Annotated in this window: 4 protein-coding genes and 1 pseudogene; 4 read left to right on the top strand and 1 reads right to left on the bottom strand. The window is 43.2% G+C overall.

What is annotated here, in order from left to right; genetic code table 11:
• Window positions 1-171 precede the first annotated feature (171 nt).
• Both LAY41_RS32025 and LAY41_RS32020 read left to right on the top strand, forming a co-directional pair.
• Window positions 172-417: a UPF0175 family protein gene (locus LAY41_RS32025; protein ID WP_249106734.1), complete on the top strand. Its 246-nt coding sequence runs from the start codon at window positions 172-174 to the stop codon at window positions 415-417.
• Window positions 414-911: a PIN domain-containing protein gene (locus LAY41_RS32020; RefSeq protein ID WP_249106732.1), complete on the top strand. Its 498-nt coding sequence runs from the start codon at window positions 414-416 to the stop codon at window positions 909-911. Before LAY41_RS32025 ends, LAY41_RS32020 begins: the two co-directional genes overlap by 4 nt.
• 133 nt (window positions 912-1,044) lie before the next feature.
• On the opposite strand, the gene LAY41_RS32015 is transcribed toward LAY41_RS32020, so the two are convergent.
• On the bottom strand, window positions 1,045-1,224 hold the full coding sequence (locus tag LAY41_RS32015) for a hypothetical protein (RefSeq protein ID WP_249106730.1): 180 nt from the start codon (window positions 1,222-1,224) through the stop codon (window positions 1,045-1,047).
• Window positions 1,225-1,515: 291 nt separating this feature from the next.
• On the opposite strand from LAY41_RS32015, the pseudogene LAY41_RS33015 reads away from it, so the two are divergent.
• Together LAY41_RS33015 and LAY41_RS32010 are read left to right on the top strand one after the other, a co-directional pair.
• Window positions 1,516-1,671: pseudogene (locus LAY41_RS33015) on the top strand (helix-turn-helix domain-containing protein); the annotation flags it as partial.
• Window positions 1,672-1,683: 12 nt separating this feature from the next.
• Window positions 1,684-2,634 (top strand): NB-ARC domain-containing protein (locus LAY41_RS32010; RefSeq protein WP_249106728.1); only part of this gene is annotated, 951 nt, incomplete at its 3' end.

Here is a 2,634-nt window from a genome sequence, read left to right as displayed (position 1 = left end):
TGAGGTTTTAGCTGAAGGTGAATTGAATGTAGAGCGAGCAGTGCAAGTTGTCAGAAGTTGACAGATAGTGCGATCGCGCTTTCTTTTGGTGGTGCGTCGCTATCCGTTCAATCATCCCATTGTTATGGTAGAAATGGATAAGATTGTGAGATGATAGAAAGGACTTGAGCTATGAGTATTGTGATCTCCGATGAAATTTTAACTACAACTCGGATGACTGAAGCCGAAATGAGGCAAGAAATTGCTGTGCTGCTCTTTCAGACGGAAAAGCTTACCCTTGCTCAAGCGAGTCGGTTTGCTCTGATGAACCGTATTGCTTTTCAACACCTACTGGCAAGCCGTCAAATCCCGGTGCATTACGGTGTAGAAGATTTTGAACAAGATATTAAGAATTTACGGGAGATGGGTAGGTTGTGATCATTGTCAGCGATACATCACCCATCAATAATCTTGCTGCGATTAAGCAACTCTATTTACTCCAACAACTTTACGAGACAGTTATTATCCCGGAAGCTGTCTATCGAGAGTTAACTGACCCTGATTTCCCAGTTGCAGGCGCGGCTGAAGTGCAAACTTTTGAGTGGATTAAAACTTGTTCGGTTAGCGATCGCACAGTCATTGAAGCACTCAGTAATGAACTTGATATGGGTGAGGCTGAGGCGATCGCTTTGGCACTGGAATTGGAAGCGGATCAAGTTTTGATTGATGAACGTCGGGGTCGTCTGGTGGCTGCTAGATTTAATCTTCGCTACACGGGGATTTTGGGCATTTTGGTTGAGGCAAAGAGTCAAGGTTTGATTACTGTGGTGAAACCTTTGCTAGATGCTTTGATCGACGAAGCTGGGTTTTGGATTGCCGCACCTTTGTACAACAGTGTTCTCCGGCTTGTTGATGAGGATGACTCGCCTTAAAAATACTACCCCATCAAGACCCTGGAGACCGATTTATTGCCGCTACAGCCATTTACTATGGGTTAAAATTAGCTACAGTTGATGCCAACCTTACAGGTAATTCGGCGCTACAAACACTCAGTTAGCCAATATTCTATATTTCTGTAGGCGATCGCTCTTTCTTTTGATGGGCCGATCGCTCTCGGAGTACAAGCATCGCATCGCTTGGGAGCCTGTTGTGAGATGCGATCGCACTTTTAGTGAGGCGATCGCTCGAAGAAGTCCGAGCATAGTCTAACTCCCGATCGCTACACTGATATTGTAGCGCAGACATCGATCGCACTTTATTTTGGTTGTGCGATCACTACCTGTTCTAGCATCACTCGTTGGATCTTAGTGAGCTGCTCAACGGTAATGTTGAGCAGCAGCGACTATCAACACCTTATCAAGGGTTTTCCATTCCTGTGCAGTGTAAGGTCTAGCTTTAACTAATCATCAGATTAGTCTTCATCAGGATCAGATGAGTCTTCTGATTCATCAGATTGCTCCTGATCGCGCTCCCTCACATAGTCGTGTCCAGCGTAAAAGCTCCTTCCAGTAATTCGATCGTGTCCATTTACAAGAAGCGCTACTGCGCGGAACTCTACAACATGAGACATATAAGCAAATAGCCAAGGATTTCGATTGTTCTGAAAGTCGTGTTAGAAATGCAGGTTCACAATTATGGCAACTACTTTCAGAAGAGTTAGGAGAAAAAGTAAGTAAATCAAATATTGGATCAGCAATAGAGAGGGTGCAAACATCTAATGTTTTAAATTTTGCACAGGATGTTGTAGTGAGCGGTGTAGTTAGTGGTAGCTTTAACGTCTGTAGAGAAGCTAAACACCCTCCAGATACCCCCAACTCACACCCACCTAATCAAGAAACAACTAATACAAGACAATCTGAAACTCTACATCACGATTTAAGCGAGATGCCGGAGTTGGGTGCTTTCTACGATCGCACTCCCGAACTCGACACCCTCACCACATCGATTTTACAACAACGCTGTCGCTTAATAGCACTCACGGGTATCAGCGGTATCGGCAAAACAACATTAGCTGTGCAACTCGTACAACAAATTAAAGATGAATTTGAATATGTGATTTGGTGCAATCTAGACGAATCATACACCCTAGACGAATTTCAACATAAACTAATCCAGTTTTTCTCCCAGTCAGAAAAGCCAGATTCGCCTGCAACTAACCAAAAACCATTACCTCTAATTAAATATTTACAAAAATATCGCTGTTTAGTCGTATTAGATGACGTTCACAACCTTTTCAGTAGCGGCGAATTCGCAGGAAAGTATAAACCTGGATACGAAGAATATCGCTCTTTGTTCAAACAGATAAAAACATTATCCCATCAAAGCTGCTTTCTGTTAATCGGATGGGAACAACCGAGAGAAGTTCCTCAGATTGAAAGCCAAAATACGAATATTCGTACTTTACAACTCACTGGTTTAGACACCGCTGCCGCACGGGAAATACTGAGAGATTATGGATTAGCAGAAATCGACAACTACTCAGCACTAATTCACCGCTACCAAGGCAACCCTTTATGGTTAAAAAGCGTGGCGACTCTGATTCAAGAATTGGGAGAATGCGTGACTGAGCTATTACCAGATGATACCATATTGTTGCCAGAAGATTTGAAAGATGTTTTAGAGGAGCAGTGCGATCGCATATCCGAACTCGAAAAA

This window comes from Argonema galeatum A003/A1 (assembly GCF_023333595.1).
Lineage (GTDB): Bacteria > Cyanobacteriota > Cyanobacteriia > Cyanobacteriales > Aerosakkonemataceae > Argonema > Argonema galeatum.
This window is presented reverse-complemented; position numbering and strand designations above follow the sequence as displayed.

Excerpts from the sequence above, each read along its gene's own strand:
- LAY41_RS32015 (WP_249106730.1), bottom strand. The coding sequence starts at position 1,224 with ATGTCTGCGCTACAATATCAGTGTAGCGATCGGGAGTTAGACTATGCT.
- LAY41_RS32025 (WP_249106734.1), top strand. The coding sequence starts at position 172 with ATGAGTATTGTGATCTCCGATGAAATTTTAACTACAACTCGGATGACT.